The organism is Azohydromonas lata NBRC 102462 (assembly GCF_001571085.1).
Lineage (GTDB): Bacteria > Pseudomonadota > Gammaproteobacteria > Burkholderiales > Burkholderiaceae_C > Azohydromonas > Azohydromonas lata.
The window spans coordinates 1-25,536 of record NZ_BCTC01000091.1; the positions used below are offsets into that span (position 1 = coordinate 1).

Annotated in this window: 23 protein-coding genes; 18 read left to right on the forward strand and 5 right to left on the reverse strand. The window is 68.4% G+C overall.

Features of this window, described 5'->3' with window-relative positions; genetic code table 11:
• Window positions 1-66: 66 nt before the first annotated feature.
• Together ALA01S_RS23545 and hmpA are read right to left on the reverse strand one after the other, a co-directional pair.
• The gene (locus tag ALA01S_RS23545) at window positions 67-1,248 is read right to left on the reverse strand and encodes an HPP family protein (RefSeq protein WP_066341658.1); all 1,182 of its coding nucleotides are present in this window, start codon (window positions 1,246-1,248) and stop codon (window positions 67-69) included.
• Between the two features lie 137 nt (window positions 1,249-1,385).
• Complete coding sequence (gene hmpA / locus ALA01S_RS23550) at window positions 1,386-2,576, reverse strand: NO-inducible flavohemoprotein (protein WP_066341659.1); 1,191 nt, start codon at window positions 2,574-2,576, stop codon at window positions 1,386-1,388.
• 159 nt (window positions 2,577-2,735) lie between these two features.
• Here hmpA and norR point away from each other — a divergent pair, with 159 nt between their 5' ends.
• Together norR and ALA01S_RS23560 are read left to right on the forward strand one after the other, a co-directional pair.
• On the forward strand, window positions 2,736-4,340 hold the full coding sequence (gene norR, locus ALA01S_RS23555) for a nitric oxide reductase transcriptional regulator NorR (RefSeq protein ID WP_066341660.1): 1,605 nt from the start codon (window positions 2,736-2,738) through the stop codon (window positions 4,338-4,340).
• 10 nt (window positions 4,341-4,350) lie between these two features.
• Window positions 4,351-4,722: a hypothetical protein gene (locus tag ALA01S_RS23560; protein ID WP_157119227.1), complete on the forward strand. Its 372-nt coding sequence runs from the start codon at window positions 4,351-4,353 to the stop codon at window positions 4,720-4,722.
• 34 nt (window positions 4,723-4,756) lie between these two features.
• Here the strand turns inward: ALA01S_RS23560 and ALA01S_RS23565 are convergent, their stop codons facing one another.
• Window positions 4,757-5,353, reverse strand: coding sequence for a response regulator (locus tag ALA01S_RS23565; protein ID WP_066341663.1), 597 nt, complete (start codon window positions 5,351-5,353; stop codon window positions 4,757-4,759).
• Between the two features lie 199 nt (window positions 5,354-5,552).
• On the opposite strand from ALA01S_RS23565, the gene surE reads away from it, so the two are divergent.
• From surE to rlmD, 5 genes are all read left to right on the forward strand, one after another.
• On the forward strand, window positions 5,553-6,308 hold the full coding sequence (gene surE / locus ALA01S_RS23570) for a 5'/3'-nucleotidase SurE (RefSeq protein WP_066341665.1): 756 nt from the start codon (window positions 5,553-5,555) through the stop codon (window positions 6,306-6,308).
• Window positions 6,305-7,120 (forward strand): protein-L-isoaspartate(D-aspartate) O-methyltransferase, encoded by an 816-nt coding sequence (locus ALA01S_RS23575; RefSeq protein ID WP_066341667.1) that lies wholly within the window; start codon window positions 6,305-6,307, stop codon window positions 7,118-7,120. Before surE ends, ALA01S_RS23575 begins: the two co-directional genes overlap by 4 nt.
• A gap of 19 nt (window positions 7,121-7,139) precedes the next feature.
• Window positions 7,140-8,123 (forward strand): peptidoglycan DD-metalloendopeptidase family protein, encoded by a 984-nt coding sequence (locus ALA01S_RS23580; RefSeq protein WP_066341669.1) that lies wholly within the window; start codon window positions 7,140-7,142, stop codon window positions 8,121-8,123.
• Between the two features lie 29 nt (window positions 8,124-8,152).
• Window positions 8,153-9,193 carry an RNA polymerase sigma factor RpoS gene (gene rpoS / locus ALA01S_RS23585; RefSeq protein WP_066341671.1) on the forward strand — a complete coding sequence of 347 codons (1,041 nt, stop codon included), beginning with the start codon at window positions 8,153-8,155 and terminating at the stop codon, window positions 9,191-9,193.
• A 108-nt stretch (window positions 9,194-9,301) separates the two neighbouring features.
• Window positions 9,302-10,759 carry a 23S rRNA (uracil(1939)-C(5))-methyltransferase RlmD gene (gene rlmD / locus ALA01S_RS23590; protein WP_066341672.1) on the forward strand — a complete coding sequence of 486 codons (1,458 nt, stop codon included), beginning with the start codon at window positions 9,302-9,304 and terminating at the stop codon, window positions 10,757-10,759.
• Between the two features lie 77 nt (window positions 10,760-10,836).
• Here the strand turns inward: rlmD and ALA01S_RS23595 are convergent, their stop codons facing one another.
• On the reverse strand, window positions 10,837-11,535 hold the full coding sequence (locus tag ALA01S_RS23595) for a Bax inhibitor-1/YccA family protein (protein WP_066341689.1): 699 nt from the start codon (window positions 11,533-11,535) through the stop codon (window positions 10,837-10,839).
• A gap of 220 nt (window positions 11,536-11,755) precedes the next feature.
• Here ALA01S_RS23595 and ALA01S_RS23600 point away from each other — a divergent pair, with 220 nt between their 5' ends.
• From ALA01S_RS23600 to ALA01S_RS23620, 5 genes are all read left to right on the forward strand, one after another.
• Window positions 11,756-12,166: a GlcG/HbpS family heme-binding protein gene (locus tag ALA01S_RS23600; RefSeq protein WP_066341673.1), complete on the forward strand. Its 411-nt coding sequence runs from the start codon at window positions 11,756-11,758 to the stop codon at window positions 12,164-12,166.
• A gap of 292 nt (window positions 12,167-12,458) precedes the next feature.
• Window positions 12,459-13,625, forward strand: coding sequence for a glutamine-hydrolyzing carbamoyl-phosphate synthase small subunit (gene carA, locus ALA01S_RS23605; protein ID WP_066341674.1), 1,167 nt, complete (start codon window positions 12,459-12,461; stop codon window positions 13,623-13,625).
• A gap of 1 nt (window position 13,626) precedes the next feature.
• Window positions 13,627-16,881: a carbamoyl-phosphate synthase large subunit gene (gene carB / locus ALA01S_RS23610; protein WP_066341676.1), complete on the forward strand. Its 3,255-nt coding sequence runs from the start codon at window positions 13,627-13,629 to the stop codon at window positions 16,879-16,881.
• A gap of 104 nt (window positions 16,882-16,985) precedes the next feature.
• The gene (gene greA / locus ALA01S_RS23615; RefSeq protein ID WP_066341678.1) at window positions 16,986-17,462 is read left to right on the forward strand and encodes a transcription elongation factor GreA; all 477 of its coding nucleotides are present in this window, start codon (window positions 16,986-16,988) and stop codon (window positions 17,460-17,462) included.
• The gene (locus ALA01S_RS23620) at window positions 17,459-17,923 is read left to right on the forward strand and encodes a DUF4149 domain-containing protein (protein WP_066341680.1); all 465 of its coding nucleotides are present in this window, start codon (window positions 17,459-17,461) and stop codon (window positions 17,921-17,923) included. Before greA ends, ALA01S_RS23620 begins: the two co-directional genes overlap by 4 nt.
• Window positions 17,924-17,974: 51 nt before the next feature.
• Here the strand turns inward: ALA01S_RS23620 and ALA01S_RS23625 are convergent, their stop codons facing one another.
• Window positions 17,975-18,448, reverse strand: coding sequence for a YhbY family RNA-binding protein (locus ALA01S_RS23625; protein WP_066341682.1), 474 nt, complete (start codon window positions 18,446-18,448; stop codon window positions 17,975-17,977).
• 20 nt (window positions 18,449-18,468) lie between these two features.
• Between ALA01S_RS23625 and ALA01S_RS23630 the strand changes: the two genes are divergently transcribed.
• The 6 genes from ALA01S_RS23630 to ALA01S_RS23655 form a co-directional block, all read left to right on the forward strand.
• Window positions 18,469-19,143 (forward strand): RlmE family RNA methyltransferase, encoded by a 675-nt coding sequence (locus ALA01S_RS23630; protein WP_066341683.1) that lies wholly within the window; start codon window positions 18,469-18,471, stop codon window positions 19,141-19,143.
• A gap of 161 nt (window positions 19,144-19,304) precedes the next feature.
• Window positions 19,305-21,215, forward strand: a complete 1,911-nt coding sequence (ftsH, locus tag ALA01S_RS23635) for an ATP-dependent zinc metalloprotease FtsH (protein ID WP_066341684.1) — start codon at window positions 19,305-19,307, stop codon at window positions 21,213-21,215.
• 81 nt (window positions 21,216-21,296) lie between these two features.
• On the forward strand, window positions 21,297-22,130 hold the full coding sequence (folP, locus tag ALA01S_RS23640; protein WP_066341685.1) for a dihydropteroate synthase: 834 nt from the start codon (window positions 21,297-21,299) through the stop codon (window positions 22,128-22,130).
• Window positions 22,131-22,218: 88 nt separating this feature from the next.
• Window positions 22,219-23,550, forward strand: a complete 1,332-nt coding sequence (glmM, locus tag ALA01S_RS23645; protein ID WP_066341687.1) for a phosphoglucosamine mutase — start codon at window positions 22,219-22,221, stop codon at window positions 23,548-23,550.
• 209 nt (window positions 23,551-23,759) lie between these two features.
• The gene (gene pstS, locus ALA01S_RS23650; RefSeq protein ID WP_066341688.1) at window positions 23,760-24,794 is read left to right on the forward strand and encodes a phosphate ABC transporter substrate-binding protein PstS; all 1,035 of its coding nucleotides are present in this window, start codon (window positions 23,760-23,762) and stop codon (window positions 24,792-24,794) included.
• 174 nt (window positions 24,795-24,968) lie between these two features.
• Window positions 24,969-25,536 (forward strand): ABC transporter permease (locus ALA01S_RS23655; protein WP_507762112.1); only part of this gene is annotated, 568 nt, incomplete at its 3' end.

A 25,536-nucleotide genomic window follows, 5' to 3' on the forward strand; every position in this document is an offset into this window, starting at 1 on the left:
CGTCTCAGAAGCTGCGCAGTTTAGCAGTGTTTTTAGCGACTGCGCAAGCGTTTTTATCGATTTTTTTCAGGCAACTGCTTTTTCGTAGCCGGTGGCCTCGTCCAGGCCGCCGCGGTAGAGGGCGGCGACGAGGTCGGACTGCGTGACCATGCCGGCCAGGCGGCGGTCCTGGTCCACGACGGGAATGTGGTGCAGCCCCAGGTCGGACAGCAGCGGGACGAGCTCCACGATGTGCGTGTCCTCGCTGGCGCTGTGCACGCCAGAGCTCATGATCTGGCCCACCACCTCCGGCTTGTCGCTGTGCGTGAGGCCGCTGGGCCGCAGGAAATCGCGCAGCTTGCGCGCCCAACCGTCATGGCGGTCGAGCTGGGCGTGCTTCATGAAATCCACCAGGGTGATGATCCCGATCACGCGCCGCGCGCGGTCCAGCACGGGCAGCGCCTTGACGCGGTGGCGGCGCAGCAGGTGCCAGGCCTCGTCCAGCGAGGTGCCGAACTCCACCGTCACCACGTCGCGCGACATGATGTCCTTGCAGCGGATCACGCCGAAGCGCCGCCGGTAGGCCTGCGCCTCGGCCTGGCGCAGCAGGCTGTCGAGGTCGTCGCGGTCGATGTCCAGCACCTGGCCGTAGCGGTGCATCACGGCGTCCAGGTCTTCGGAGGTGAAACCCACGCGGCGGTTGGGCGCGGCGTCGGTCGTGCCATGGCCGGGCGCGGACGCCGCGCGGTGCGGGTAGGCGCGGCCGGTGAGGTTGTTGTAGAGCACGGCCGCCAGCAGCAGCAGCGCCGTGTCCAGCGCCACGGGCGAGAGGACGAAGTGGAACCCCTGCGCCTGCACGGCCTGGCCACCCAACACCGCCGTGAGCGCCAGGGCGCCGCCGGGTGGGTGCAGGCAGCGCAGCGCGAACATGGCCACCAGCGCCAGGGCCAGCGCCAGGCCCGCGGCCAGCGGCGTGGGGCCCAGCGCCAGCAGGCAGGCCATGCCCACGGCGGTCGAGATCACGTTGCCGCCGAACACCGGCCAGGGCTGCGCCAGCGGGCTGGCCGGCACGGCAAACAGCAGCACGGCCGAGGCGCCCATGGGGGCGATCAGCCAGGCCTGGCCCGCCTCCAGCATCGCCCGCGCCAGCAGCGCGGTGAACAGGATGCCCACCAGGCCGCCCGCGGCGGCGCGCAGCCGCTCGCGCGGCGCCACGTCCAGCCGCGGCGGCAGCAGGCGTTGAAGATCCAGGGTGCGTGGAAACTGCATCACGAACGGAGGGGGTCTTGCCGGCAAAGGGCGCGAGTCTGCCTTATGCCCGCTTTTGGTGCGTGTTTAAGGTCAAGGGGAAAGCTGAAACGGCGGGCGCCGTGGCCCGCCGTTGAATGCTTTCCCCGTGGCGGTGCTCAGGCGGCGTCCTGGAACTGCTCCAGCGGGCCGAAGAACTCCCAGCGCAGCCGGTCCGGCGCCACGCCCAAACCCAGCGCCTGGTGGCGCACGGCCTGCATGAAGGGCTTGGGGCCTATGAAATACAGGTCCACGTCGCGGTCGGCGGGCAGGTGCTGGGCCAGCACGTCCGGCGTCAGTCGGCCCACGCCGTGCGGCTGGTCGCCCTGGCGCGGTTCGTCGTAGAGGAAGAAGGCCTGCACGTTGGGGTGCTGCGTGGCCAGGGCCTGCACGCGCTCGCGGAAGGCGTGCACGCCGCCGTGGCGCGCGGCGTGCAGGAAATGCACGGGGCGGCCCGTTTCGGCCACGGTCTCCAGGATGGCCATGGCCGGCGTGATGCCCACGCCGCCGGTGACCAGCAGCAGCGGGCGGTGGGCCGTGGCCTCGTCCAGGACGAATTCGCCCGCGGGCTGCAGCACCTGCAGCTCGGTGCCCACTTGCGCCTGGTCGTGCAGCCAGTTGGAGACCTTGCCGCCTTGTTCGCGCTTGACGCTGATGCGCCAGGTGTCGCCGCCCGGCGCGCCGGAGAGCGAGTAGTTGCGGCGCAGGGGCTGGCCGTCGATGTCGAGCACCAGCGTCAGGTACTGGCCGGGCTGGTAGGCGGGCAGGGCGCCGCCGTCCACGGGGGCCAGGTAGAAGGACGTGATCAGCTCGCTTTCCACCTCGCGCCGTGCAACGCGGAAGGCGCGCGCGCCGCGCCAGCCGCCGGGGCGCTGGGCGTTCTCGGTGTAGAGCTGCTCCTCGGCCTGGATGAGCACGTCGGCCAGGGCGCCGTAGGCCTGGCCCCAGGCGTCAATGATCTCGTCCGTCGCGGCCGGGCCCAGCACTTCGCGGATGGCGCGCAGCAGGTACTGGCCGACGATGGGGTAGTGCTCAGGCAGCACGCCCAGCGCCACGTGCTTGTGGATGATGGCCGGCAGCGCGCCGGAGAGGGCCTGCAGCCGGTCGATGTTGGCGGCGTAGGCGAGCACGGCATGCGCCAGCGCGCGCGGCTGCGTGCCGCCGGCCTGGTGCGCCTCGTTGAAGAAGGCCTTCACTTCCGGACGCTCGCGGAACATCAGCGGGTAGAAGTGGCGGGTGATGGCTTCGCCGTGCTCTTGCAGCACGGGCACGGTGGCTTTCACCAGGGCAATGGTCTTGGCGGACAGCATGTCGGTCTCCAGTCGGATGCGGGCAAGGGTGTTTGTCCTTTATCAAGACGCGGGCCAGGTGGCTGTGTCAAGGCAAGTGCTTGATTTATCTCATGGTGCGTTTGGTTGTTGTTCTTTCGACTGCGTGCGTATCGTTGTCGGAAACACCACAATGTAGTCATGAGCACACAGCCGCCCGCCAACCCGTCCCCGTCCCCGTCCGCGCGCCATGCCGCGCTGCTTTCGGCCGTGCAGGCCATGGCGCAGGCCGATGCCGCGGCGCTGCTGCGCCTGGACGGCGAGGCGCTGGTGCCCGTGGCCGTGCAGGGGCTCAACGAGGAGGTGATGGGCCGGCGCTTTCCCGTGCAGGCCCATCCGCGCTTGGCGCTGCTGCTGCGCAGCCCGCAGGGCCTGCGGCTGCCGACGGACTGCGCGCTGCCGGACCCCTATGACGGGCTGGTGGCGCACCAGCCGGAAATCCTGCCGGTACACGACTGCATGGGCGTGCCGCTGCGCCTGCGCGGCGAGCCCTGGGGGCTGCTGACGCTGGACGCCCTGCAGCCCGCCCGCTTCGACGCGGTGCAGGCGCAGTTGCCGGCGCTGGCACGCCTGGTGGAGCAGGGGCTGGAAGCGGCGCAGACCATTCGCGAGCTGGCCGACAGCGCCGCGCACGAGCACGAGCTGGTCCGCGAGCTGCAGGCCAGCACCCGCGCACCGCGCGAGCTGCTTGGGCGCAGCGCCGCCATGCAGCGGCTGCGGCGCGAGATCGCCACCGTCGCGCCGACCGACCTGACGGTGCTCGTCCTGGGCGAGACCGGCGTGGGCAAGGAGCTCGTTGCGCAGCGGCTGCACGCCGAGTCGCTGCGGGCCGAGCGGCCGCTGGTGCAGGTGAACTGCGCGGCGCTGCCGGAAACGCTGGCCGACAGCGAGCTGTTCGGCCACCGGCGCGGCGCCTTCACCGGCGCGACGCAGGCACGCGCGGGGCGTTTCCAGCTCGCCGACGGCGGCACGCTGTTCCTGGACGAGGTGGGCGAGCTGTCGCTGGCGGTGCAGGCCAAGCTGCTGCGCGTGCTGCAAAGCGGCGAAGTGCAGCGCCCGGGCAGCGACGAGCTGGTCCACGTGGACGTGCGCGTGATCGCCGCCACCAACCGCGACCTGGCGGCCGAGGTGGCGGCCGGGCGCTTTCGCGCCGACCTCTACCACCGGCTGGCGGTGTACCCGCTGCTGGTGCCGCCGCTGCGCGAGCGCGGGCGCGACGTGCTGGCGCTGGCCGAGGGTTTCCTGGAGGAGAACCAGCACCGCCTGGGCGCACGCAACCTGCGCTTGTCGCCGGCCAGCAGGACGCTGCTGTTGCAGCAGTCCTGGCCCGGCAACGTGCGCGAGCTGGAGCACCTGGTCAGCCGCGCGGCGCTGCGCGCGCGCATGGAGGCGGGCAAGGGGCGCTGGGTGGCCATAGAGCCGCGGCACCTGTTGGGCGACGTGGCGGCGGGCGCGGCCCTGTCGCCACCTTTGCTGCCCGTGGCGGCCGCCAACGAAGCCGCCGGCGCCGAATTTCAGGCGCGGACCGCGGCCGACGCCGAGCCGGCGGATGCGGCCGCGGCGCCGGGAATGGGCTTGCGGGAAGCGACCGACGCCTTCCAGCGCCGCTGGCTGCAGGCGTCGCTGGCGCGGCATGGCGGCTCCATGTCGGCGGCGGCGCGCGAGGCGGGCATGGATCGCAGCAACTTCCACCGGCTGGTGCGCCGCCTGGGGCTGCCGGCGGGCCCGCGCCGCGGGCTTGGCTAAGCTGGCGGCCATGGGCAAGGAACACAGCATCCGATTGGGCGCACAGGGGCCGCGCGAGCGCTGGAGCCTGGACGCGGGCGGCGCCGACGTGGCGCGCCTGGACATTCCGGCCGACGCGCAGCGCGAGCGGCATTTCGAGCTCGACTGCCGCTTCGTGGTGAAGCGCCGCACCGGCGTGGAGGACGCGTGGCACGAGCTGCGCGTGTCGGTGGACGGCGCGCTGCGCTGGTCGCGCCGGGTGGAGAGCGGCGAGGGCAGCGACTCGCTGGACTACCGTTTCAGCTTGCAGCTGCCGCCGGGGCAGCCGCTGCGCCTCCTGGCCACCACGGCGGTGCAGGGCGTGCAGCGCGTGTCGCTGGTGTGGGAGGCGGTGGAGGAGTGACGGCCGGGCGCCGGTGGGCGCCGGCCCTGGGACATCAAGCCGGGCGGCTGGCCGCGGCGAACTTGCCGTAGATGGCGCGCAGGTGCTCGTTGAGCCCGGGCCGCTGCAGGTCGAGCAGCCCGGCGATTTCCTTGCTCGTGAAGCCCTTGCTCAGGAACGTGAGCAGCTCGTTTTCGCGCGGCGTCAGCGCGGCGGCGGCGGGGGCGTCGCGAAAGTCCGCCAGCATGCGCCGCGCGATGGCCGGGGACAGCGGGGGCTGTCCGCGCACGATTTTTTGCAGCTCCTCCACCAGCAGCTCGAAGCGGTCTTCCTTGAGCAGGTAACCGTCGGCGCCGCGCTGCAGCGCGGGGTAGAGGTGCTCGTCGTCGGCGTACAGCGTGGTGGCGATGCAACAGGCGGGGGCGGTGGCCAGCTCGGACAACAGCGTCAGGCCGTCGCCGTCGGCCAGCTCCAGGTCGACCAGGACGAGGCGGAAGGGGTCGTCCTGCGTGCCGGCCAAGTGGCGCCGCGCGGACTCCAGCGTCGGGGCCTCGGTGATGGCCATGTCGCTGCTGAAACTCTCGCCAACGACCCGGCAAAGGAAGCTGCGCGCGACCGGATTGCCTTCAAGAATCAAGACCTTCACGGCCATGGTGGTGCAGCTTTGTTCTGGGATAAGAAGCCGCTGCGCCGGCAGCGCGGGCGTGAAGAAATGCGGCCGTCGAGTTGTTGAAATTATCCTAACACCCGCTAACCTTGCGCCCGCTTTGGCGGTGCCGCCTCTCGTGCCGGGCTGCCAAATCCGGCCTGTTTCGGCCGCTTGCCGGCTGTTCCCCCAACAGAAAGCATCGATGCGAATTCTCATCGCCAACGACGATGGCTACCTCGCGCCCGGCCTGGCCGCCCTGGTGGCTGCCGTGCAGGACCTGGGCGAGATCGACGTGATCGCGCCTGAGCAAAACGCCAGCGGCACTTCCAACTCGCTGAGCCTGCACCGGCCGCTGTCGGTGTTCAAGGCGGGCAACGGCTTCAACGTCGTCAACGGCACGCCCTCGGACTGCGTGCACGTGGCCCTCACCGGGCTGCTGCCGCAGCGGCCGGACCTGGTGCTGTCGGGCATCAACAACGGCGCCAACATGGGCGACGACACGCTCTACTCCGGCACCGTGGCCGCGGCCATGGAGGGTTTTCTCTTCGGCGTGCCGGCCATCGCCTTCTCGCAGACCGAGCGCGGCTGGCAGCACCTGGACAGCGCCGCGCGCACGGCGCGCGCCATCGTGGAGGAGGTGCTGCGCCAGCCGCCCGCGCCGGGGCCGTGGCTGCTCAACGTCAACATCCCCGTTCATGCCGAGGCCGAGAAGCTGCCGCGCATGGTGACGCGGCTGGGCCGGCGCCACGCCAGCGAGCCCGTCATCCGGCAGCTCAACCCGCGCGGCGAGCCCATGTATTGGATAGGCCCCGCGGGCGACGCGCGCGAGGCCGGCGAGGGCACGGACTTCCACGCCACCGCCCACGGCCAGGTGTCCATCACGCCGCTGCAGGTGGACCTGACCTCGCATGCCACGCTGCCCGCGTGGCGCACCGCCTTGCAGCGCCCGCAGCCATGAAGCCGCGCGGGCCGCGCTTTCCCATAGGCCTGGACCGGGTTTCGCCCGGCGCCCAGGCGCCGGGCACCACGCAGCGCCCGCAACGCCCCGTGCACGAAGCCGCCGCCGACGCGCGCCGGCGCAGCGCGCCCATCGGTCTGCCCAGCGGCCTTGGACTGGACTCGGTGGCCGTGCGCGCGCGCATGGTGCAGCGCCTGCGCGCGCAAGGGCTGCTGTGCGAGCCTGTGCTGCAGGCGCTGGAGCAGGTGCCGCGCCACCACTTCGTGGACCCGGCGCTGGTGGCGCAGGCCTACGAGGACACGGCGCTGCCCATAGGCCACGGCCAGACGATTTCCAAACCCTCGGTGGTGGCGCGCATGCTGGCGCTGCTGTTCGAGGGCCGTTCCGCGCGCCAGCGCGGCTCGCTCGGACGGGTGCTGGAGATCGGCACGGGCAGCGGCTACCAGGCGGCGCTGTTGGGCGTGCTGGGCACGCAGGTGATTTCGGTGGAGCGGCTGCGCCCGCTGCACGAGCGCGCGCGCACGCTGCTGCAGCCGCTGCGCCGCGCCAACATGCGGCTGGTGTGGGCCGACGGCTGCCAGGGTCATCCGCCCAATGCCCCCTACGACACCGTGATCGCCGCGGCCGGCGGCGAGGCGCTGCCGCAGTCCTGGCTGGACCAGATGGCCCCGGGAGCTCGCCTGGTAGCCCCGTTGCATACCCGGGCCGCGGGCGGCCAGGTGCTGATGGTGGTGGACCGCACCGAGACCGACTGGGTGCGCCAGGTGCACGAGGCCGTGCATTTCGTGCCCCTAAAATCCGGCCTTGGTTGAACGGAGGGTCGTTTTGTCGATGAGTTCCATCTCCTGGCGTGGTGCCTGGGCCGTGGCGGCCGGCGTGTCGACGGTGCTGATCGTCGGCTGCGCATCGCCCACGCAGCAAGCGCCCGTCGAGGATCGCGCCCGCACGCCCGTGCGCCCGCAGTCCACGGCGCCCGCGCCCGTGGCCGTGCCTGAAGTGCCCGTCAAGCCGCTGCGCGGCATTGAAAACGCCGGCAAGCCCGGCTATTACACCGTCCGCCCCGGCGACACGCTCATTCGCATTGGCCTGGAAAACGGCCAGAGCTGGAAAGACCTGGCGCGCTGGAACGGCATAGACAACGCCAACCTGATCGAGGTCGGCGAGGTGGTGCGCGTGGTGCCGCCCAACGTGGACCCGACGGCCGTGGCCTCGCGCCCGGTGAACAGCTCGCGCGTGGAAAGCCGCCCGCTGGACGCCAAGCCCGCCGCTTCGGCGAGCGCGGCGGCCTCCGGCGCCTCGGCTGCCTCGTCCGCGTCGGCTTCCAGCCCGGCAGGCGCTGCGTCCACCGCCGCGCCCGTGACGGCCGCGGCCACGCCCAGCGACACGGCGTCCGCCGCGCCCACGCCCGCCGCGCCGGCGCGCGAGACGGCGGCCAAGGACCCGGACGACAACATCAACTGGATCTGGCCGGCCGGCGGCAGCGTCTCCAGCGCCTTCGACGACTCGCGCAACAAGGGCATCAGCATCTCCGGCAAGGCGGGCGACCCCGTCGTGGCCGCCGCCGATGGCCGCGTGGTCTATGCCGGGTCGGGCCTGCGCGGCTACGGCAACCTCGTCATCGTCAAACACAACAACACGTACCTCACGGCTTACGCACACAACCAGACGCTGCTGGTCAAGGAAGATCAGGTCGTCAAGCGTGGGCAGCGCATCGCCGAGATGGGTTCCAGCGACGCCAGTCGCGTGCAGTTGCACTTCGAGATCCGCAAACAGGGCAAGCCGATCGATCCGACCCGGCTGCTTCCGCCGCGTTGACGGCATGACTTCTTCACCGGAGGTGACCGATGAGCAAGCGATTCGATGTACGCGAGGGCTCGGCGGTGATTCCGGTGAACATCGCGCCGCTGGTGGCGGCGCTGGACGAGCTGGAGTCCGCGGCGCCGCAAGGCGCCCTGGCCGATCCTGACGCGGCCCACGCCGCCGAGCCTGCCGCGGCCGCCGAAGGCAGCACGCCGCTGCCCATGGGCGAGTCCGACGTCGGCAACACCCTGCAGCTCTATTTGCGCGAGATCCGCCGCGCGCCGCTGCTCACCGCCGAGCAGGAGTACGAAACCGCCGTGCGCGCCCGCGCCGGCGACTTCCAGGCCAGGCAGGCCATGATCGAGCGCAACCTGCGCCTGGTCGTGAGCATCGCCAAGAACTACTTGGGCCGCGGCCTGCCCATGACCGACCTCATAGAGGAAGGCAACCTGGGGCTGATGCACGCCATCGGCAAGTTCGAGCCGGAGCGGGGCTTTCGCTTCTCCACCTACGCCTCGTGGTGGATACGCCAGAACATAGAGCGGGCGATCATGCACCAGGCCCGCCTGGTGAGGCTGCCGGTGCACGTGGTGCGCGAGCTCAACCAGGTGCTCAAGATGCGCCGCGCGCTGGAGAGCGAGAACGCCAAGCCGGGCCAGTCCAAGGAGCGCGCGGTGAGCGTGGAGCAGGTGGCCGCGGCGCTGAACCGTCCGGTGCAGGAGGTGGCGGCGCTTTTGCGCTTTGCCGAGCAGCCCACCTCGCTGGACGCGCCGCTGGAGCGCGACCAGGGCGAGTCCATGCTGGACACCGTGGCCGACGACCAGGCCATCGATCCCCTGGGCCAGACCCTGGTGCGCGAGGTGGAGCAGTTGCTGCGCAGCGGCATTTCCGAGCTCAACGAGCGCGAGCGCGAGGTGCTCACCGGCCGCTACGGGCTGCATGACCGCGAGCCCGAGACGCTGGAGGTGCTGGCCGAGCGCATGGGGCTCACGCGCGAGCGCATCCGCCAGATCCAGCAGGAGGCGCTGGTGAAGCTCAAGCGGCGCATGGCCCGCCACGGCGTGGACCGCGACTCCATCTTCTGACCGAAGCAGCAGGCGGGCCCGGTTCGCCGCGAATTTGTCTCGCGCGCCGCCGCCGCCATGGCCGCGCGCAAGGGGGCACCTTTGCCGCGGGCGGGATAATCCGCGTCCATGACGGTTGACAAGGAATGGCTGCGCGTCGAATCGCTGGATCTCGATGCGCAAGGCGTGGCCCACAACGCCGAGGGGAAAGTCGTCTTCATCGAAGGTGCGCTGCCGGGCGAACAGGTGCAGGTGCAGGTGTCGCGGCGCAAGAACAACTGGGAGCAGGGCGTGCTCGAAGCGATGCGGCGCGAGAGCCCGCAGCGCGTGACGCCCGGCTGCCCGCACTTCGGCCTCCACGCCGGCGCCTGCGGCGGCTGCAAGATGCAGCACCTGCACGCCGGGGCGCAGATCGCCATCAAGCAGCGCGTGCTGGAGGACAACCTCTGGCACCTGGGCAAGGTCAAGCCGGAGCGCATGCTGCGCCCGGTGGAAGGGCCGACCTGGGGCTACCGCTACCGCGCCCGCCTGTCGGTGCGCCACGTGGTCAAGAAGGGCACGGTGCTGGTGGGTTTCCACGAGCGCAAGTCGCGCTACGTCGCCGACATGCAGCAGTGCGAGGTGCTGCCGCCACATGTGAGCGCACTGCTCATGCCGCTGCGCGCGCTGGTGGCCACCATGGAGGCGCGCGACCGGCTGCCGCAGATCGAGGTCGCCATAGGCGAAGGCCCGCTCGGCCTCGTGACGGCGCTGGTGCTGCGCCACCTGGAGCCGCTGAGCGAGGGCGACGTGCAAAAGCTGCGTGCCTTCGCCGCCGAGCACGGCGTGCAGTGGTGGCTGCAGCCCAAGGGGCCGGACACGGTGCACCTGCTCGACACGGACGGCCCGGAGCTGGCCTATTCGCTGCCGGAGTTCGGCGTGGTCATGCCTTTCAAGCCCACCGACTTCACGCAGGTCAACCACCACATCAACACCGTGCTGGTGGGCCGCGCGCTGCGGCTGCTGCAGGTGCAGCCGGACGAGCGCGTCATCGACTGGTTCTGCGGCCTGGGCAATTTCACGCTGCCGCTGGCCACGCAGGCGCGCGAGGTGCTGGGCATCGAGGGCAGCGAGGCGCTGGTGCAGCGCTCGCGGGAGAACGCGCAGCGCAACGCGCTGGCGCACAAGGCGAGCTTCGCGGCGCGCAACCTCTTCGAGCTCACGCCAGCGGACGTCACGGCCTACGGCTCGGCGCAGCGCTGGCTGGTGGACCCGCCGCGCGAGGGCGCCTTCGCCCTGGCCAAGGCGCTGGCCGACTTGCGCCAGTCGCCGGAGCTGGTGCCCGAGGGCTGGCGGATGCCGCAGCACATCGTCTACGTGAGCTGCAACCCCGCCACGCTGGCGCGCGACGCCGGGCTGCTGGTGCACCAGGCCGGCTACCGCTGCACGGCTGCCGGCGCGGTGAACATGTTCCCTCACACGGCGCACGTGGAAAGCATGGCGGTGTTCGAGTACGACCCCAACTTCGTTCCCAAGGCGGCCGAGGCCGGGGAAGCCGTCCCGGCGGTGGAGCCGCCGGCTGTGGCCGGCGAAGCGGCGCCGCAGTAAGCAGCCCGCGCAGTCCGCCCAATGAAAAAGGCCCCTCGCGGGGCCTTTTGCTTTGCTGGGGTGCGAGCTTGTTCGGGTTATTCGCGGTCGCCGCCGAAGATGCCCAGCAGGGCCAGCAGGTTCTGGAAGATGTTGTACAGGTCCAGGTAGATGGCCAGCGTGGCGGTGATGTAGTTCGTTTCGCCGCCGTCGATCACGCGCTTGATGTCATAGAGCATGAAGGCAGAGAACAGGCCGATGGCGATGACGGACAGCGTCATCATCAGCGCGCTGGACTGCACGAACAGGTTCACCAGGCCGGCCACCAGCAGCAGGATCACGCCCACGAACAGGAACTTGCCCATGTTCGAGAGGTCGCGCTTGATGACGGTGGCCAAAGACGCCACGGCCAGGAACACGCCCGCCGTGCCGCCGAAGGCCAGCATCACGAGTTGCGCGCCGTTGGAAAAGCCCAGGACCATGGCCAGCAGCCGCGACAGCATCAGGCCCATGAAAAAGGTGAAGGCCAGCAGCACGCCGACGCCGGCGGCCGAGTCCTTGGTCTTCTCGATGGCGAACATCAGGCCGAAAGCGCCCACCAGGAACACGATGGCGGCCATGCCGTTGCCCATGGCGGCCACGATGCCCGTGCTCACGCCCACCCAGGCGCCCAGCACCGTGGGCACCAGCGACAGCGCCAGCAGCCAGTAGGTGTTGCGCAGGACGCGGTTGCGCTGCGCGCTGAGCGAGCCCGCCGCTCCCTGGCCGGAGTAGACGGTCTGCAAGCGTTGGTCCATGAAAGAAGCCTCCAAAGTGGTCTGAACGCGGGTTCGATCCGCTCAATGAATTCTAGTTCCGCCGTTTGGGGGATTGCCTTGGGCGCACCAGCGTGTCGCGTGGGGCCGCCGTTTGCTGCGCGGGCGGTGATTTCTGTTTTTCAACGGCGCCATGCAAAGGCCCCGGTGGCTGCCCCTACAGTAGCGGCCCTTTTCAATTCCCCCGAAGAGCAGTTCCAACATGAAGAACCGACCGATGCTGACCCAGGACGACGTGCAGGCCATGGGCGAGGCTGCCCGCGCCGAAGCGCAGGCCAATGGCTGGGCCGTGACCATCGCCATCGTGGACGACGGCGGCCACCTGCTGTGGCTGCAGCGCCTGGACGGCGCCGCGCCTGTGTCGGCCCAAATCGCCCCGGCCAAGGCCCGCACCGCCGCGCTGGGCCGCCGCGAGAGCAAGGGCTACGAGGACATGATCAACCAGGGCCGCACCTCGTTCCTGAGCGCGCCCGGCATTGACGGCCTGCTCGAAGGCGGCGTGCCCGTGATCATCGAGGGCCACTGCATCGGCGCCGTGGGCGTGAGCGGCGTGAAGTCCAACGAGGACGCGCAGATCGCCCGCGCCGGCATCGCCGTGCTGCAAGCCGCCTGACGCCCCACACCCGATGCCTGCCGGCCCCCACCGGCGGGTGTCGCCACGGCCCGTGCACCATCCCGGCGCACGCGGCAAGGCAGTCCGAAGTGTGAATACGATCGGCAGCAACTCCTCACGCGGTGCGGGGTAGCGCCGGGGGGAAACCCTGGGTCCGCTATAATTCCAAGGTTTACCCGCCAACACCCCGCCCGGCGAAATTCGCCTCTGCTGCCACCGGTTCCCCGCCGGTTGCGCACCAACATCGAGCGCTTTCAGCAGCGCCGGGCGTGCACACACACCGGAGTCTTCCTTGCTGCCTGTACAGCCTCCCGCACTTCTCGCACTTGCAGACGGCACGGTCTTTCAGGGCACCTCGATCGGCGCAGCCGGTCATACCGTCGGCGAAGTGGTGTTCAACACCGCGCTCACCGGCTACCAGGAAATCCTCACCGACCCGAGCTACTGCCGCCAGATCGTCACGCTGACGTATCCGCACATCGGCAACTACGGCGTCAACGGCGAGGATGTCGAGGCGTCGAAGGTCCATGCCGCAGGTCTGGTGATCAAGGACTTGCCCGTTCGCCTGTCCAACTTCCGTGCCGGCCAGTCGCTCACCGAATACCTGCAAAGCCAGGGCACGGTGGCCATTGCCGACATCGACACGCGCCGCCTGACGCGCGTGCTGCGCACCACCGGCGCGCAAAACGGCTGCATCGTGGCCTTCCCGGTCGGCACCGTGATCACCGAGGCGCACAAGGCCGAAGCCGTGGAGCGCGCCAAGGCCGCCCCCAGCATGGCCGGCCTGGACCTGGCCAAGGTCGTCACCACGCGCGAGTCCTACGAGTGGACGCAGACCGAATGGGAGCTGGGCAACGGCTATGGCACCCAAGCGGCGCCGCGCTTTCACGTCGTGGCCTATGACTACGGCGTCAAGCTCAACATCCTGCGCATGCTCGCCAGCCGCGGCTGCCGCGTGACGGTTCTGCCGGCGCAGACGCCTGCGCGCGAGGCGCTGGCCTTCAAGCCCGACGGCTTCTTCCTCTCCAACGGCCCCGGCGACCCGCAGCCCTGCGACTACGCCATCGAGGCCGCGCGCGAGCTCATCAACAGCGGCGTGCCCACCTTCGGCATCTGCCTGGGCCACCAGATCATGGCCCTGGCCGCCGGCGCGCCGACCTACAAGATGAAGTTCGGCCACCACGGCGCCAACCATCCGGTCAAGGACCTGGACAACGGCCGCGTGAGCATCACCAGCCAGAACCACGGCTTTGCCGTGAAGGCCGATGCGCTGCCGGCCAACCTGCGCGCCACGCACGTGAGCCTGTTCGACGGCTCGCTGCAAGGCCTGGCCTGGACCGACCAGCCCGCCTTCTGCTTCCAGGGGCACCCCGAGGCCTCCCCCGGCCCGCATGACATCGCTTATTTGTTTGACCGCTTCATTGAGCTGATGGCGGCGCGCAAGACGGAGAAGAACTGAGATGCCCAAGCGCACTGACATCAAGAGCGTCCTCATCATCGGCGCCGGTCCGATCATCATCGGCCAGGCCTGCGAGTTCGACTATTCCGGCGCCCAGGCCTGCAAGGCGCTGCGCGAGGAGGGCTACAAGGTCATCCTCGTCAACTCCAACCCGGCGACCATCATGACGGACCCGGCCACGGCCGACGTCACGTACATCGAGCCCATCACCTGGCAGGTGGTGGAGCGCATCATCGCCAAGGAGCGCCCGGACGTCATCCTGCCCACCATGGGCGGCCAGACCGCGCTCAACTGCGCGCTGGACCTGCACCGCCACGGCGTGCTGGAAAAGTACGGCGTGGAGATGATCGGCGCCAACGAGCACGCCATCGAGAAGGCCGAGGATCGCCAGAAGTTCAAGGAGGCCATGACCAAGATTGGTCTGGACTCCGCCAAGAGCGGCATCGCCCACAGCATGGAAGAGGCCTGGGGCGTGCAAAAGCGCATCCAGGCCGAGATCGGCGGGCCGGGCTTCCCCATGGTCATCCGTCCCAGCTTCACGTTGGGCGGCACGGGTGGCGGCATTGCCTACAACCCGGAAGAGTTCGAGGAAATCTGCAAGCGCGGCCTGGACCTCTCGCCGACCAAGGAACTGCTGATCGAGGAGAGCCTCATCGGCTGGAAGGAGTACGAGATGGAAGTGGTCCGCGACAAGGCGGACAACTGCATCATCGTGTGCTCCATCGAGAACCTGGACCCGATGGGCATCCACACCGGCGACTCCATCACGGTTGCGCCGGCGCAGACGCTCACCGACAAGGAATACCAGCTCCTGCGCAACGCCTCCATCGCCATCCTGCGCGAGATCGGCGTGGACACCGGCGGCTCCAACGTGCAGTTCTCGATCAACCCGGTCAACGGCCGCATGATCGTGATCGAGATGAACCCGCGCGTGAGCCGCAGCTCGGCGCTGGCTTCCAAGGCCACAGGCTTCCCCATCGCCAAGATCGCCGCCAAGCTGGCCGTGGGCTACACGCTCGACGAGCTCAAGAACGACATCACCGGCGGCGCCACGCCGGCCTCGTTCGAGCCCAGCATCGACTACGTGGTCACCAAGATCCCGCGCTTCGCGTTCGAGAAATTCCGCGAGGCCGATCCGCACCTGACCACGCAGATGAAGTCCGTGGGCGAGGTGATGGCCATGGGCCGCACCTTCCAGGAAAGCTTCCAGAAGGCGCTGCGCGGCCTGGAAACCGGCATCGACGGCCTGTCCGAGCGTTCCACCGACCGCGACGAGATCGTCGAGGAAATCGGCAGCCCGGGCCCCGAGCGCATCCTGTTCGTGGGCGATGCCTTCCGCATCGGCATGAGCCTGGACGAGATCTTCGAAGAGACCGCCATCGACCCGTGGTTCCTGGCGCAGATCGAGCAGATCATCCAGACCGAAAAGGCGCTGCAGGGCCGCACGGTGGAGAGCCTGTCCAAGGACGAGCTCTACTTCCTCAAGCGCAAGGGCTTCTCCGACAAGCGCCTGGGCAAGCTGCTGGGCAGCAACCAGCATGACGTGCGCCGCGCCCGCCACGCCCTGGGTGTGCGTCCGGTCTACAAGCGCGTGGACACCTGCGCCGCCGAGTTCGAGACGCAGACCGCCTACATGTACTCCACGTACGACGAGGAGTGCGAAGCGCAGCCCAGCGACAAAAAGAAGATCATGGTGCTCGGCGGCGGTCCCAACCGCATCGGCCAGGGCATCGAGTTCGACTACTGCTGCGTGCACGCGGCGCTGGCGATGCGCGAGGACGGGTACGAGACCATCATGGTCAACTGCAACCCGGAAACCGTCTCCACCGACTACGACACCTCCGACCGCCTGTACTTCGAGCCCGTGACGCTGGAAGACGTGCTGGAGATCGTGGACAAGGAAAAGCCCGTCGGCGTGATCGTCCAGTACGGCGGCCAGACGCCGCTGAAGCTGGCGCTGGACCTGGAAGCCAACGGCGTGCCCATCATCGGCACGACGCCTGACTCCATCGACATCGCCGAGGACCGCGAGCGCTTCCAGAAGCTGCTGCACGAGCTGGGCCTCAAGCAGCCGCCCAACCGCACCGCCCGCACCGAAGAGGCGGCGCTGCAACTGGCGCACGAGATCGGCTACCCGCTGGTGGTGCGTCCGAGCTACGTGCTGGGCGGCCGCGCGATGGAAATCGTGCACGGCGACAAGGACCTGGAGCGCTACATGCGCGAGGCCGTGCGCGTGTCCGAGAAGTCGCCGGTGCTGCTGGACCGCTTCCTGGACGACGCCATCGAGGTGGACGTGGACTGCATCAGCGACGGCGAGGCCGTCATGATCGGCGGGATCATGGAGCACATCGAGCAGGCCGGCGTGCACTCGGGCGACTCCGCCTGCTCGCTGCCGCCGTACTCGCTGCCGGCCGCGCTGCAGGACGAGCTGCGCCGCCAGACCGCGCTGATGGCCCGCGCGCTCAAGGTCGTCGGCCTGATGAACGTGCAGTTCGCCATCCAGGGTGAGGGCGACAAGGCCGTCGTCTACGTGCTGGAAGTGAACCCGCGTGCCTCGCGCACCGTGCCCTACGTGTCCAAGGCGACCAGCCAGCCACTGGCCAAGATCGCCGCTCGCTGCATGGCCGGACAGAAGCTGGTCGAGCAGAAGGGCCCGGACGGCCTCGCGCCGCGCGAGGTGGTGCCGCCGTACTTCAGCGTCAAGGAAGCGGTGTTCCCCTTCAACAAGTTCCCGGGCGTGGATCCCATCCTCGGCCCCGAGATGCGCTCCACGGGCGAGGTCATGGGGGTGGGCAAGAGCTTCGGCGAGGCCATGCTCAAGAGCCAGCTCGGCGCGGGCTCGCGCCTGCCGACCTCCGGCACGGTGGTGATCAGCGTGAAGAACAGCGACAAGGCGCGTGCCGTCCAGGTCGCCGCCGAGCTGCACAAGCTGGGCTTCAAGCTGCTGGCCACCAAGGGCACGGCCGCGGCCATCGCCGCCGCCGACATCCCGGTGAAGACGGTCAACAAGGTCAAGGACGGCCGCCCGCACATCGCCGACATGGTCAAGGCCGGCGAGATCCAGCTGGTGTTCACGACAGTGGACGAAACGCGCACGGCGATCGCCGACTCGCGCTACATCCGCACCGCCGCGCTGGCCAACCGCGTGACCTACTACACGACCATGGCCGGCTGCGAAGCCGCCACCGAAGCGCTCAAGCACCAGGATGACCTCAGCGTCATCTCGCTGCAGGAGATGCACGCTCAGCTGCACTAAACTGCGGCCGCGTCGCCGCCGCTCCGGTTCACAACGGAGCGGCGGTTTTCACATCACTGAAACGCGCCGTGGGCGCGTTTTGCTTTTGATCCAACGTCCACAACATGGCCACCATTCCCATTACCAAGCGCGGCGCGGAGAAGCTCAAGGAGGAGCTGCAGCGCCTGAAGTACGTCGAGCGGCCCGCGGTGGTGCTGGCCATTCAGGAAGCGCGCGCGCAGGGTGACCTTTCGGAGAACGCCGAGTACGACGCGGCCAAGGACAAGCAGGGCTTCATCGAAGGCCGCATCCTGGAAATCGAAGGCAAGCTGGCCGCTGCGCAGGTGATCGATCCCTCCGGCCTGGACGCTGGCGGCCGCGTGGTGTTCGGCGCCACGGTGGACCTGGAAGACGAGGCCACGGGCATGAGCGTGACCTACCAGATCGTGGGCGACGACGAGGCTGACCTCAAGCAGGGCCTGATCTCCATCAGCTCGCCCATCGCGCGCGCGCTCATCGGCAAGGAAGCCGGCGACGTGGCCGAGGTGCAGGCGCCCGGTGGTATCAAGCACTACGAAATCGTGGAAGTGCGCTACCAGTGAGCAAGGCGTCGCCGGGAAGCAGCCTGGCGCGTGCGCGCCGGTTGCTGCCGCCGCTGTGGGCCGGTTTGCTGTTGTGCGTGGCGCTGGTGGCCACGCCGGCGCCGTTTGCGGTGCTGGAGCGCGCCCAGGCCGGCCTGGTGGTGGCCTTCATCTTCAAGCGCGAGGCGTTTCTCACGCTGGCTGCGGCGCTGGCCTTCGTTCTGATAGAGCGGCGCCGTGCCCACGCAGGGCAGGGTGGCCAGTTCACCGTGGAGATGGCCTTGGCGCTAGGCGCGCTGTTCTGCACGGTGGCGGGCTATTTCGGCTTGCAGCCCATGATGGAAGCGGCACGTGCCGGCAAGGGAACGCTCACCTTTGGGCAATTGCACGGGATCAGCCTCGTGTTCTTCGGCCTGAAGATCCTGTGCGTGATGGTGCTGTCCTGGCGGGTGGTGGCGCCCGCGAAGACACCGGCGGCCTGAGCAGACCGACCGCCGGCAAGCGGTCGGGAAAACTACCAAAGATCGGGTGGATTACTCAGCCGCGCGCTTTTTCACGCTGATCGTGCGGCGCTTGGCGCGCTTGACGCTGCCGCCGGTCGTGACGCGCTCGTTGCCCAGCACGCGGACCTTTTTCACTTGCGGCCGGTGGTTGCCGCTCTTGCTGAACTTCACGATCTTCACCACCTTTGGGCCGGGGCGGCGGTCATCGCGTTCCGTTTCTTCCTTGGGTGGGATGGGGCGCCACAGCACCAGCAGCTTGCCGATGTGCTGAATGGGCGCGGCGTCGAGTTGGTCGGCGAGTTGGCCGAGCAGGGCTTCGCGCGCGGTGCGGTCGTCGGAGAAGACGCGCACCTTGATCAGGCCGTGGGCCTTGAGCGCGGAGTCGAGTTCCTTGAGCACGCCGGGCGTGAGGCCATCGGCCCCGATTTGCACGACGGGGTCGAGGTGGTGGGCGGCGGCGCGGTGTTCCTTGCGCTGGGCCGGGGTCAGATTGATCGCAGACATCCTTACATTATCGACTCAGCATGAAGATCAAGACCAAGAGCAAGAAGGTCAACAAGGCTTGGCTTGCGGATCACATCAACGATCCCTACGTGAAAATGGCGCAAAGGGACGGTTTTCGTTCCCGCGCCGCCTACAAGCTCAAGGAGATCGACGAGACGCTCAACCTCATCCATCCGGGGCAGGTGGTGGTGGACCTGGGCGCTGCGCCCGGCGCCTGGAGCCAGTACCTGCGCAAGCGCTTTGCGCCCAAGGCGGCGGGTGCCGGCGGTGCGGCGGTGGGTGAGCTCAACGGCACGCTTATCGCACTGGACATCCTGCCCTTCGAGCCTGTCGAGGGCGTGCATTTCATTCAGGGCGACTTCCGTGAGGACGAGGTGCTGGCGCAGCTGCATGAGGCGCTGGGCGGCCGTCAGGCGGACCTGGTGGTGTCCGACATGGCACCCAACCTCTCCGGCATCGAAAGCGCGGACGCTGCCCGCATCGCGCACCTCGTGGAGCTGGCCGTGGAGTTTTGCGAAGGCCATCTCAGGCCTTCTGGCGCGCTGGTCTGCAAGGTTTTTCACGGCAGCGGTTACAGCCAGTTGGTGGAGCTGTTCAAGCGCCACTTCCGCGTCGTCAAGCCCATCAAGCCCAAGGCGTCGCGCGACCGTTCAGCCGAAACTTTCCTTGTAGGCCTGGGTCTGAAAAGGACTTAACTTGTCACGGCTGCGGGAAGGCGGTAAAGCAGGCGAAAGCACCTGTGTCGTCCCGGGACAAAGCAAAATTTGGCTAGCCCTTGACTGAACTAAAATTGCCCCCAATTCCGCACCGTCGCGCCCCCGCGGGCGTGCCGTGCCTGGTTTGAAAAGGAGCCGCGGTGAACAATCAATGGTTCTCTAAAGTCGCTGTCTGGATGGTGATAGCCCTCGTGCTGTTCACCGTCTTCAAACAGTTCGACCGCGGAGTCACGGCGGGTAACCAGATCGGTTACTCGGACTTCCTCGAAGAGGTGCGTGCCAAACGGATCAAGTCCGTGACGCTTCAGGAAGGCAATGGCGGCACCGACATCATCGCCGTGACGACCGACGACAAGCGGCTGCGCAGTACCGCGACGTATCTCGATCGCGGCCTGGTGGGCGATCTGATCAACAACGGCGTCAAGTTCGACGTCAAGCCGCGCGAAGAGCCGTCGGTGCTGATGAGCATCCTCGTGAGCTGGGGGCCGATGCTGCTGCTCATCGGCGTGTGGATCTACTTCATGCGCCAGATGCAGGGCGGGGGCAAGGGCGGCGCCTTCAGCTTTGGCAAGTCCAAGGCGCGCATGCTGGACGAGGCCAACAACTCCACCACTTTCGCCGACGTCGCCGGTTGCGACGAGGCCAAGGAAGAGGTCAAGGAGCTGGTGGACTTCCTGAAGGACCCGCAGCGCTTCCAGAAGCTGGGGGGCCGCATTCCGCGCGGCGTGCTGCTGGTGGGCCCTCCGGGTACCGGCAAGACGTTGCTGGCCAAGGCCATTGCCGGTGAAGCCAAGGTGCCGTTCTTTAGCATCTCGGGCTCCGACTTCGTCGAAATGTTCGTCGGCGTCGGTGCGGCCCGCGTGCGCGACATGTTCGAGCAGGCCAAGAAGAGTGCTCCCTGCATCATCTTCGTGGACGAAATCGACGCTGTGGGTCGCCACCGCGGGGCCGGCCTGGGTGGCGGCAACGACGAGCGCGAGCAGACGCTCAACCAGATGCTGGTTGAGATGGACGGCTTCGAGACCAACCTGGGCGTGATCGTGATGGCGGCCACCAACCGGCCCGACATCCTCGACCCTGCGCTGCTGCGCCCGGGCCGCTTTGACCGCCAGGTCTACGTGACGCTGCCTGACGTGCGTGGCCGTGAGCAGATCCTCAACGTGCACATGCGCAAGGTGCCCGTCGGCCAGGACATCCGGGCCGACATCCTGGCGCGCGGCACGCCGGGCTTCTCCGGTGCCGATCTGGCCAACCTGGTCAACGAGGCCGCGCTGTTCGCCGCCCGCCGCAATGCGCGCGTGGTGGAGATGGTCGACTTCGAGAAGGCCAAGGACAAGATCATGATGGGCCCCGAGCGCAAGTCCATGGTCATGCCCGAGGAGGAGCGCAAGAACACGGCCTACCACGAGGCTGGTCACGCGCTGGTCGCGCGCCTCATGCCCAAGACCGACCCGGTGCACAAGGTCACGGTCATCCCGCGTGGCCGCGCCCTGGGCGTGACGATGCAGCTGCCCGAGGGCGACCGCTACAGCATGGACAAGGAGCGCATGCTCTCCACCATTTCCGTGCTGTTTGGCGGCCGCATCGCGGAAGAGGTGTTCATGAACCAGATGACCACCGGTGCTTCCAACGACTTCGAGCGTGCCACGCAGATCGCCCGCGACATGGTCACCCGCTACGGCATGACCGACGAGTTGGGCCCCATGGTCTATGCGGAGAACGAGGGCGAAGTTTTCCTGGGTCGCTCGGTCACCAAGCAGGTCAACGTCTCCGAGGAGACGATGCAAAAGGTGGACAAGCAGATCCGCAAGATCATCGACGAGCAGTACGCCACCGCGCGCCGGCTCATCGAGGAGAACAAGGACAAGATGCACGCCATGGCGCGCGCGCTGATCGAATGGGAAACCATAGACAGCGATCAGATCGACGACATCATGGGCGGCAAGCCGCCGCGTCCGCCCAAGGACTGGACGTCCACGCCGCCGCGCTCCGGCGGCAGCATGACGCCACCGGTCAATCCGGACGGCACGCCTGCCACGGCATCGTCCTGATCCGCCGCAACTCTGAAACCACACACGGGGCCCGCGGGCCCCGTGTTTTTTTCTCTGCCGCCTTTTCGCAGCCGTACTCACATGTTTTGGTCCACCACACGCTTTCGCATCGATCTCTCGCGCCCGCAGGTCATGGGCATCGTCAACGTGACGCCGGATTCATTTTCCGACGGCGGCCAGCATGCGGATGCGGTTTCCGCGCAGGCGCACTGCGAGCAGTTGCTGGCCGAAGGGGTGGACATCCTGGACATCGGCGGCGAATCCACCCGGCCGGGTTCGGCCACGCCCAGCGAGGTGCAAGAGCTGGCCCGCGTCGAGCCTGTGCTGCGCCATGCCTTGACCCTGGGTGTGCCCGTATCGGTGGACACCAGCAGCCCGCTGGTCATCCGCAAGGCGCTGGAGTTGGGCGCGGACATCATCAACGACGTTCGCTCGCTGCAGCGCCCAGGCGCGCTGGACGCGCTGGTGGACTCTGGCGTGAGCGCCGGCGTGTGCCTGATGCACATGCAGGGCGAGCCGGCCACGATGCAGGTGGCGCCGGCCTATGACGACGTCGCGGGGGAAGTCCTGGCCTTCCTGGCGCAGCGGCTGGACGCCTTGCGCGCACGCGGTGTGGCCGATGAGCGAGTGGTGCTGGACCCGGGCTACGGCTTTGGCAAGACGGTGGCGCACAACCTGGAGCTGCTGCGCCGCCAGCGCGAGCTGCTGGCCTTGGGCCTGCCGCTGCTGGTCGGCCTTTCGCGCAAGTCGTGCCTGGGTACGGTGACGGGGCGGCCCGTGGACCAGCGCCTGGTGCCCAGCGTGGCCGCGGCGCTGGCGGCGGTGTCGCTGGGCGCGCGGGTGGTACGAGTTCACGACGTCGCCGCCACCGTGGACGCTTTGAAGGTTTGGCAGGCTGCCGGGCTCGACTCTTGAGGTTTGGTGATGGAACGCTGAAGGAGAATGCCGGGTTGCCCTGAAAAGGTGTGGCAACCCAGGCGAATAAGCACAACGAGGACAGAGGATGAGCAGGAACTACTTCGGCACGGACGGCATCCGGGGAACCGTCGGTCAATCTCCCATCACGCCGGACTTCATGCTTCGGTTGGGCCATGCCGTGGGCCGCGTCCTGCGTGCGTCCGCCAAGCGGCCCACCGTGTTGATAGGCAAGGACACGCGCATATCGGGTTACATGATCGAGTCGGCGCTGGAAGCCGGTTTTGCCTCCGCCGGGGTGGACGTCTTGCTCAGCGGGCCGCTGCCCACGCCCGGCGTGGCCTACCTGACCCGTGCGTTGCGCCTTGACTTGGGCGTGGTCATCAGCGCTTCGCACAACCCTTTCAATGACAACGGCGTCAAGTTCTTCTCGGCGCAGGGCCAGAAACTGCCTGACGCCTGGGAGCTGGCGGTGGAAGCCGCGCTGGAGGAGGCTCCGAATTGGGTCGACTCCACCGGCCTGGGCAAGGCGCGCCGGCTGCAGGACGCAGGCGGGCGCTACATCGAGTTCTGCAAGAGCACCATCTCCAACGAGCTGTCGCTCAAGGGCATGAAGCTGGTGGTGGATGCCGCGCACGGTGCCGCTTACCAGGTGGCGCCGGCTGTGTTTCATGAGCTGGGTGCCGAGGTCATCAGCATTGGCGCCAGCCCGGACGGGCTCAACATCAATGCCGGCGTGGGCGCCACGGCGCCCCAGGCGCTGGTGCGCGCGGTGCGGGAGCACGGCGCCGACTACGGCATCGCCCTGGATGGCGATGCAGACCGGCTGCAGATGGTGGACGCCAACGGCCGGCTCTACAACGGTGACGAGCTGCTGTACGTCATGGTCGCGGACCGCCTGGCGCAAGGTCGCCCGGTGCCCGGCGCCGTTGGCACGCTCATGACCAACATGGGCGTGGAAACGGCCCTGCGCCGTCTTCAGATTCCCCTGGTGCGTGCCAAGGTGGGTGACCGTTACGTGCTGGAGGAGCTTTCCGCGCGCGGCTGGCAGCTCGGTGGTGAAGGCTCCGGCCATTTGCTGGCGCTGGACTGCCACACCACAGGCGACGGCATCGTCAGCGCGCTGCAAATCCTGCAGGCCGTGCGCCGGCAGGGCCGCCCTCTGGCGGCCTTGCTGGAGGGCGTGAGCCTGTTCCCGCAGACGCTGCTCAACGTACGCCTGGCCGACGGAGCGGACTGGAAGAGCAACCGGCAACTGGCTCAGGTGCAGGCGGAGGTCGAGCGTGCCTTGGGCGATGACGGCCGCGTGCTCATCCGCGCTTCCGGTACCGAGCCCGTGCTGCGCGTGATGGTCGAGGCCCGCGATGGTGCGCAAAGCAAGGCCTGCGCCGAACAGCTTGCCCAAGCAGCGCGCGGCTGAAGCCGTCGAACCCTTCGCAAGCTGAATCCAGCCGCGCAGGCCGTTTCAAGAACGGGCTGCCGCAACCTGCCCGGCCTGGCGCGTGAGGCAGGCTGTGGGCCGCCATGCCGGATGTGACAAGGTGGCCGTGACGTCTGCATCGCTGTCACATGGGTGTCACAGAAGGTGCCTACAGTCGCGCGCATCGCTCTACTGCTTGAGGATTTGCGATGACGCGACACACCCTGCCGCTGCTGCTCGGCACCTTGCTCGCCGCGGCTGCCGGCACGGCTGCTGCCCAGGACGTCACCGGCGCCGGCGCCACCTTCCCGGCACCCATCTACGCCAAGTGGGCCGACGCCTTCAACAAGGCCAGCGGCATACGCGTCAACTACCAGTCCGTCGGCTCAGGTGCCGGCATCAAGCAGGTCAAGGCCAAGACGGTGACCTTCGGCGCCACCGACATGCCGCTCAAGGACGAGGAACTGGACAAGGTCGGCTTGCTGCAGTTCCCCACCGTCATCGGTGGCGTGGTGCCCGTGGTCAACGTCAAGGGCCTGCAGCCCGGCCAGTTGAAGCTCACCGGCCAGGTGCTGGGCGACATCTACCTGGGCAAGATCACCAAGTGGAACGACGCGGCCATCACGGCGCTCAACCCCGGCGTGGCGCTGCCTGACCAGGCCATCGCCGTGGTGCGCCGCGCCGACGGCTCCGGCACCAGCTTCCTCTTCACCAACTACCTCTCCAAGGTCAACGCCGAGTGGAAGACCAAGGTGGGCGAGGGCACCGCCGTGAACTGGCCTGCGGGCGCGGGCGGCAAGGGCAACGAGGGCGTGGCCGCCTTCGTCCAGCGCCTGCCCGGCGCCATCGGTTATGTGGAGTACGCCTACGTCAAGCAGAACAAGATGGCGTATGCCCTGCTCAAGAACCAGGCCGGCAACTTCGTGGCGCCTGACGACGCCAACTTCAAGGCCGCCGCGGCCGGCGCCGACTGGTCCAAGAGCTTTTATCAGGTACTGACCGAGCAGCCCGGCAAGGACGCCTGGCCGCTGACCGGCGCCACCTACATCCTCATGCCCAAGTCGTCCGAGAAGCCGGCCAGCGCCGCTGCCGCGCTGAAGTTTTTCGACTGGGCATTCACCGGCGGCGACGCCATGGCCGCCGATCTGGAATACGTGGCCTTGCCCGACAACCTCAAGGCACTGGTTCGCAAGCAGTGGGCCAACGTCAAGGGCGCGGATGGCAAGGCGCTGGCATTCAAATAAGCCCCTGGCGTTGTTCACGCGGCCACTTCGCGCGGCGTGGACAGGGCCACACCGTTTCCTTACCGACCATCCGGCGCCGGTCCTGAAGTCCGCCGCCCCGTTGCACACCTCGTTGTCATGACTGCACGACTGCCGGCCACCTCCCGTGTGGATGTCGCCCAAGGCCTGGATGCCATGGGCTTGCCATCCCCTCCCGCGGTGGCTCGCCGCTTCTCGCCTTGGCCCGACCGGCTGTTCTCGGCCGCGGCGCATACCGCGGCGGTGCTGGTGCTGGCGCTGCTGGCGGGCATCATCATTTCGCTGCTCATGGGTGCGGGTCCGGCCATCGAGGCCTATGGACTGAGCTTCCTGTGGAACAGCGAGTGGGATCCGGTGCAGGAGCGCTTCGGCGGCCTGGTGATGATCTGGGGCACGCTGGCGAGCTCGGCCGTCGCGCTGCTGATTGCCGTGCCCGTGAGCTTCGGCATCGCGTTGTTCCTCACCGAGCTGGCGCCGGCCTGGCTCAAGCGGCCGTTGGGCATTGCCGTCGAGCTGCTCGCGGCCGTGCCTTCCATCGTCTACGGCATGTGGGGCCTGCTGGTGTTCGGCCCGTTGCTGGCCACCTATGTGCAGCAGCCGCTGCAGGCCGCGTTCGGCAACGTGCCGGGGCTGGGCCAGCTCTTCCAGGGTCCGCCGGTGGGCCTGGGCCTGCTGTCGGCCGGGATCATCCTGGCCATCATGATCATTCCCTTCATCGCCTCGG

Excerpts from the sequence above, each read along its gene's own strand:
- pstS (WP_066341688.1), top strand. The coding sequence starts at position 23,760 with ATGACGCGACACACCCTGCCGCTGCTGCTCGGCACCTTGCTCGCCGCG.
- ALA01S_RS23560 (WP_157119227.1), top strand. The coding sequence starts at position 4,351 with ATGGGCAAGGAACACAGCATCCGATTGGGCGCACAGGGGCCGCGCGAG.
- ALA01S_RS23565 (WP_066341663.1), bottom strand. The coding sequence starts at position 5,353 with ATGGCCGTGAAGGTCTTGATTCTTGAAGGCAATCCGGTCGCGCGCAGC.
- ALA01S_RS23630 (WP_066341683.1), top strand. The coding sequence starts at position 18,469 with ATGAAGATCAAGACCAAGAGCAAGAAGGTCAACAAGGCTTGGCTTGCG.
- rpoS (WP_066341671.1), top strand. The coding sequence starts at position 8,153 with ATGAGCAAGCGATTCGATGTACGCGAGGGCTCGGCGGTGATTCCGGTG.
- ALA01S_RS23595 (WP_066341689.1), bottom strand. The coding sequence starts at position 11,535 with ATGGACCAACGCTTGCAGACCGTCTACTCCGGCCAGGGAGCGGCGGGC.
- carB (WP_066341676.1), top strand. The coding sequence starts at position 13,627 with ATGCCCAAGCGCACTGACATCAAGAGCGTCCTCATCATCGGCGCCGGT.
- glmM (WP_066341687.1), top strand. The coding sequence starts at position 22,219 with ATGAGCAGGAACTACTTCGGCACGGACGGCATCCGGGGAACCGTCGGT.
- ALA01S_RS23580 (WP_066341669.1), top strand. The coding sequence starts at position 7,140 with ATGAGTTCCATCTCCTGGCGTGGTGCCTGGGCCGTGGCGGCCGGCGTG.
- ALA01S_RS23625 (WP_066341682.1), bottom strand. The coding sequence starts at position 18,448 with ATGTCTGCGATCAATCTGACCCCGGCCCAGCGCAAGGAACACCGCGCC.
- surE (WP_066341665.1), top strand. The coding sequence starts at position 5,553 with ATGCGAATTCTCATCGCCAACGACGATGGCTACCTCGCGCCCGGCCTG.
- ALA01S_RS23545 (WP_066341658.1), bottom strand. The coding sequence starts at position 1,248 with ATGCAGTTTCCACGCACCCTGGATCTTCAACGCCTGCTGCCGCCGCGG.
- hmpA (WP_066341659.1), bottom strand. The coding sequence starts at position 2,576 with ATGCTGTCCGCCAAGACCATTGCCCTGGTGAAAGCCACCGTGCCCGTG.
- greA (WP_066341678.1), top strand. The coding sequence starts at position 16,986 with ATGGCCACCATTCCCATTACCAAGCGCGGCGCGGAGAAGCTCAAGGAG.
- ALA01S_RS23575 (WP_066341667.1), top strand. The coding sequence starts at position 6,305 with ATGAAGCCGCGCGGGCCGCGCTTTCCCATAGGCCTGGACCGGGTTTCG.
- rlmD (WP_066341672.1), top strand. The coding sequence starts at position 9,302 with ATGACGGTTGACAAGGAATGGCTGCGCGTCGAATCGCTGGATCTCGAT.
- ALA01S_RS23600 (WP_066341673.1), top strand. The coding sequence starts at position 11,756 with ATGAAGAACCGACCGATGCTGACCCAGGACGACGTGCAGGCCATGGGC.
- norR (WP_066341660.1), top strand. The coding sequence starts at position 2,736 with ATGAGCACACAGCCGCCCGCCAACCCGTCCCCGTCCCCGTCCGCGCGC.
- folP (WP_066341685.1), top strand. The coding sequence starts at position 21,297 with ATGTTTTGGTCCACCACACGCTTTCGCATCGATCTCTCGCGCCCGCAG.